Raw genomic sequence first — 4,152 nt, 5'->3', positions numbered from 1 at the left:
CTCACGGCGGGGCGTCCGACCTCGACCTGGCAGCAGGACGCGTTGCTGCGCCGGTTGCGTGACCGTGGATACACCGGACTGGCCCTCGCCGGTGCCGGCTCCTTCGATGCGGGGGCGTTCCGCCTGGCGGACCGGATCGGCCTCTGCCTGCTCGACGTCGAGCGGCCGATTCAACTCGCGAAGGCCTGCTGGATGCTGATCGAGGCTCGTGACGCGCTCACGCTGAGCCAGGTACGCAAGGTCGCCCAGTCGTTCGAGTACGCCGCCGATGACCTGGCCGACCTGCTCGGCCACATCGCGGCGAACCTCGGCGTCGGCGCCGCACTGATCGACTCGTCGGGGGTGCTGCAGGAAGCGGGCGCCCCTCTCGATGAACGGCTTCATGCCGCGATCGGGTTCGACTCGTGGCTCGACCGGACGAGCATCGGCGACGCCGCGGCCGCATCGGTGCGTGTGGACAGCCCGGGTCGCAGCGGTCTGCGGCTCGTGCTCTTCGGCCGGGGCCTCAGCGAGGCGCAGGTGCAGTCGCTCTCGGTCGCCGCCGAAGTCGCGATGCCTGCAGTCGCGGCGCGCATCCTGATCGACGAGGTGGCGGCGGTGAACGACGTCGCGGTGTCTTCCGGACTCCTGCGCGACTTCGTCGATCTGCATGGCACGGCCGACGCCGATGTCGAACGGCGCATGATCGAGCGCGGCTGGCGCACCGCGGGTCATCACCTCGGCTTCCGGATGGTCGCGAGGGGACGGCTCGATTCCTTCTCGCTGCTGCGCACGGTCAGCGCGGGACTCAGCGCCATCGACGGTGAGGCGCACGCGACGACGGCCGGTCGAGGACTGAGCGGGTGGCTGACCTTTCCCGAGTCACCGGACCCGGACCGTGTGGAGAGGGCTGTCGCTGCTCTGCGCGAACTCCACCTGGGGGCGCTGCGCGACTTCGCGGTCGCGACCGGCGTCGGTTCCCTCCACGGCGGATCGGAAGGCCTCGCCACGACCTTGGACGAAGCGGGGGATGCCGCGCGCATCGCAGCCTCACGCTCCGCGACAGGATGGTTCGTGCGCGTCGACAGCCTCGGGCTGGAACAGCTCCTGCTTGCGTGGACGGGGAACGACACGTTCGTCCCCGCTGCGGAGTCCTTGCTCGCGCCGCTGCGGGAAGGAGGGGGCGAGCTGCTCACCACGCTCTCCGCGTATCTCGACCATGAGTCGGGCATCGCCGCGACCGCGACCGCGTTGGGCCTGCACCGCAACACCGTGATGGTGCGGATCCGGCGCGTTCAGGAGCTTCTCGGGATCGACATGACCGATCCGGAGGCGCGCCTCGCCTTGCATCTTGCGTGTCGCGCGGTGCAGCCCCGCTGAGCCGGGCGGACCTCGCTCGAGGTGGCGGGACGTCAGGCCGGGAGGGCCTTCACTGCGGCGGTGAGCACCTGCGGGACCGTCGGCACACCGGTGGCGCGGAACACCTCCGCACCGGCATCATCGCGGATGATCACGGTGGGCGTGAACGCGATGTCGAGCTCCTCTGCCGCATCCGGGCTCTGTGCCACGTCGATCTCGATGACGGTCGCTTCGGGGAGGAACCGCGCGGCCTCGGCGAGCACGGTCCGCGTGCGTGCGCAGGCGCCGCAGAACGACGACGACACCAGGGTCAGTTCCATGCACACCTCCTCGGACGCGGCTCGCACCACGCAGAGGTGCAACCATCATCCTGCTCGCCCTGTTCCCCAGGGACAGAGCCGAGCGGGGGATCGCTAGTCTGCAGCGAGCCACTCCGCGAAGCTCTGACTTCCGAGCTCGGCGTCGGGGCCGGGGAGTGCCAGCCCTCTCGAGATCCTCGCCGGTCTCCTCGACGAGCGCGTCGTGCTCGAGGTCGACCTGTACTGGGTGGCTCGTGGCGGCGTCGACCCCGTCGCGCTGCTCGGACGTCTGGGCAGCCGCGTGATCGCCGTGCACGCGAAGGACGGTACTCTCGACCCCGCACTCGCCGGTGCCTACCCGCCCGCAGATCAGGTGCCGGCAGGAGACGGCTCGGTGCCGCTCGTCGAGGCCATCGCCGCGGCCCCCGCGCTCGAGCTCGCGATCGTGGAGTTCGACCACTACGAGGGCGACCTGTTCGACGCCATCGAGCGCAGCCGGGTCTACCTCGACGAGAAGGTCGCCGGCTGATGGCGATCGGTGCAGGACCCGTCGGCGTCGGCATCATCGGCGCCGGGAACATCAGCGACCAGTACCTGTCGAACCTCACCACGTTCCCCGACGTGCGCGTCCTCGCGATCGGCGACCTCCTCGAGGAGCGTGCCAAGGCGCAGGCCGAGAAGTACGGCGTCCCGCGCTCCGGCGGCGTCGACACGGTTCTCGGCGACCCGGAGATCGACATCGTCGTGAACCTCACCATCCCGGCCGTGCACGTCGATGACCGATGATGTCCTGGCCAGGAAGGCCGAGGGGGATGGTCTGCTCCTGGATGGGGAACGCGTCGACGATGCCCTTGGCGGCGAGTGCGTCGACGATGTCCTGGTCGATGCCGAGATCGGCGAAAGTTGTCACTTTATTCAGATTGCCTGTCCGGCGACCCTGTGGGATCGCCACGTTAACGGATCCACGCCGTCTCTTGTGCCACAGGCGCGGGGCCCCGCTCCGACGGCGGGGACACGCCCAGCCTACCCGAGGGGTGGTATCGGCCAGGAAGGTGGGTCCGGCACGAGTATTGTGAACGACGTGGTGGACTCGGGAGGACGACCTCGTGGTTAAGTGGTTCTGGCAGCGCGACGACGCGCCGCGACGCACCCTGGCCCTGCGCAGCAGAGGCGATCAGGGGGATACGACGCGCATCGACTTCGCTGAACTCGCCCCCGAGCTCAACCGCTTCCTCGGTCAGGCCGCCTATCTGCAGCTGGGCTACTTCGAGACGCTGACGCGCCTCATCCGGGCCACGCCCGAGCTCTCCGAGAAGGAGTCGCTCTCGCGCGCCGCCGGAGCCGCTCTGACCAAGCACCGAGGAATCGTCGACCTCATCGCCGAGCGCGGGGACGACCCGACGCAGCTGATGCTCCCGTTCCGGGAGAACCTCGACGCCTTCCGCCGCAAGACCATCGGCGCGCGCCCCAGGGAGACGCTGCTGGCGGTGTACATCACCGCCGGGATGCTCGACGACTTCTACCTCGCGCTGGCCTCCAGCTACGGGGACACCGGGCGCCGCGTGGCGGAGATCCTCCGTGAGGACGACGCTCGGCACGAGATCGTCGCCATCGTTCAGGAGACCATCGAGAGCGACGAGGAGTGGCGATCGCTCCTGTCGATGTGGGCTCGCCGTCTGGTCGGCGACACGATCCTCGTGTGCCGCTCCGCGCTGCGACCGGAGCGCCTCGACGTCGACGAGGAGCGCATCGAGCCCGTGTACACCGAGCTCATGGGCGCGCACGCCCGGCGCATGGACGCGATGGGACTCGCGTCCTAGCGGACGATTCGCTCGAACCGTCCCGTCCGTTCGCAGGCGGAGCCCGGCGTGTCAGATGCCGAGCGCTGCCCGGTTCTGAGCGTCGGAGCGCTTGCGGAGCCTGGTGAGCGCCACGGTCGCCAGCGCCGCGACGATGGGCGCTCCCAGCACGCTCGCGAGCCACAGCCAGATGCTGTCCTCGCCGACGCCCGCCCACTGCAGGGCCGTGTACGTGATCGCCGAGACGGCGGTCGCGATCGACGGAGTCAGTGCGACTCCGCGCAGCTCACGGTCACCGATCAGGAAGTGCGCGGCGATTCCCAGAGCGCACGCGCCGATGAGTGCGAGGAGGATGTACATCGTCGGGTCAGGCGACGAAGCCGACGCGGCGCGATTCCTCGGTGCCCAGTTCGATGTAGGCGAGGTTCGCGGTCGGGACGATGTAGGAGTTGCCCTTCACATCGGCGAAGCTCACGTGCGATGCGCTCTGCTCGAGCGCCGCGGCGACCTGGGTGCGGACTTCTTCCGCGCTTGCGCCGGTGTCGAAGCTCAGTTCACGGCCGGTGTTGATGATGCCGATGCGGATTTCCACGCGTGCTCCTTGAAGTTCGGGGACTGCGCCAACTCTACCCCGCGAGCACGGGGCGGGATCGGCGGTGGCGCCCGGTTTCGCCGTGAGCGCACAGGCGGACGCGCCGCGGTCACGCGAGTGAGCG

The 4,152-nt window shown here is 69.5% G+C and carries 6 protein-coding genes and 2 pseudogenes; 4 read left to right on the top strand and 4 right to left on the bottom strand.

Translation table 11 applies throughout. The annotated features are described in order from the left end of the window. A partial coding sequence (locus KZA10_RS08885) for a CdaR family transcriptional regulator (protein WP_218682685.1) occupies positions 1-1,359 on the top strand: 1,359 nt, incomplete at its 5' end. Between the two features lie 32 nt (positions 1,360-1,391). Here KZA10_RS08885 and KZA10_RS08880 read toward each other — a convergent pair. Continuing rightward, positions 1,392-1,658 carry a thioredoxin family protein gene (locus KZA10_RS08880; protein ID WP_055869933.1) on the bottom strand — a complete coding sequence of 89 codons (267 nt, stop codon included), beginning with the start codon at positions 1,656-1,658 and terminating at the stop codon, positions 1,392-1,394. A gap of 202 nt (positions 1,659-1,860) precedes the next feature. On the opposite strand from KZA10_RS08880, the gene KZA10_RS08875 reads away from it, so the two are divergent. Together KZA10_RS08875 and KZA10_RS08870 are read left to right on the top strand one after the other, a co-directional pair. After that, positions 1,861-2,166, top strand: coding sequence for a hypothetical protein (locus KZA10_RS08875; protein WP_256934628.1), 306 nt, complete (start codon positions 1,861-1,863; stop codon positions 2,164-2,166). Continuing rightward, positions 2,166-2,414: pseudogene (locus KZA10_RS08870) on the top strand (Gfo/Idh/MocA family oxidoreductase); the annotation flags it as partial. The gene KZA10_RS08875 and the pseudogene KZA10_RS08870, both read left to right, overlap by 1 nt. On the opposite strand, the pseudogene KZA10_RS08865 reads toward KZA10_RS08870, so the two are convergent. Next, a pseudogene (locus KZA10_RS08865) lies at positions 2,395-2,547 on the bottom strand (ATP-dependent helicase); the annotation flags it as partial. The pseudogenes KZA10_RS08870 and KZA10_RS08865 overlap by 20 nt on opposite strands. 196 nt (positions 2,548-2,743) lie before the next feature. On the opposite strand from KZA10_RS08865, the gene KZA10_RS08860 reads away from it, so the two are divergent. Next, positions 2,744-3,457 (top strand): ferritin-like fold-containing protein, encoded by a 714-nt coding sequence (locus tag KZA10_RS08860; protein WP_055873269.1) that lies wholly within the window; start codon positions 2,744-2,746, stop codon positions 3,455-3,457. A gap of 51 nt (positions 3,458-3,508) precedes the next feature. Here the strand turns inward: KZA10_RS08860 and KZA10_RS08855 are convergent, their stop codons facing one another. Together KZA10_RS08855 and KZA10_RS08850 are read right to left on the bottom strand one after the other, a co-directional pair. Continuing rightward, positions 3,509-3,796 (bottom strand): hypothetical protein, encoded by a 288-nt coding sequence (locus tag KZA10_RS08855; RefSeq protein WP_017828624.1) that lies wholly within the window; start codon positions 3,794-3,796, stop codon positions 3,509-3,511. A gap of 7 nt (positions 3,797-3,803) precedes the next feature. Next, a complete protein-coding gene (locus tag KZA10_RS08850; protein ID WP_017828623.1) occupies positions 3,804-4,028 on the bottom strand; it encodes a DUF3107 domain-containing protein in 225 nt (74 codons plus the stop codon). Positions 4,029-4,152: the final 124 nt, after the last annotated feature.

This window comes from Microbacterium sp. BF1 (assembly GCF_019279095.1).
GTDB lineage: Bacteria > Actinomycetota > Actinomycetes > Actinomycetales > Microbacteriaceae > Microbacterium > Microbacterium maritypicum.
Note: the sequence above shows the minus strand (reverse complement) of the source record. Positions and strands in the feature narration are given on the sequence as shown.

What these genes read in the sequence shown, in the direction of transcription:
- KZA10_RS08880 (WP_055869933.1), bottom strand. Translation starts at nt 1,658, where the DNA reads ATGGAACTGACCCTGGTGTCGTCGTCGTTCTGCGGCGCCTGCGCACGC.
- KZA10_RS08855 (WP_017828624.1), bottom strand. Translation starts at nt 3,796, where the DNA reads ATGTACATCCTCCTCGCACTCATCGGCGCGTGCGCTCTGGGAATCGCC.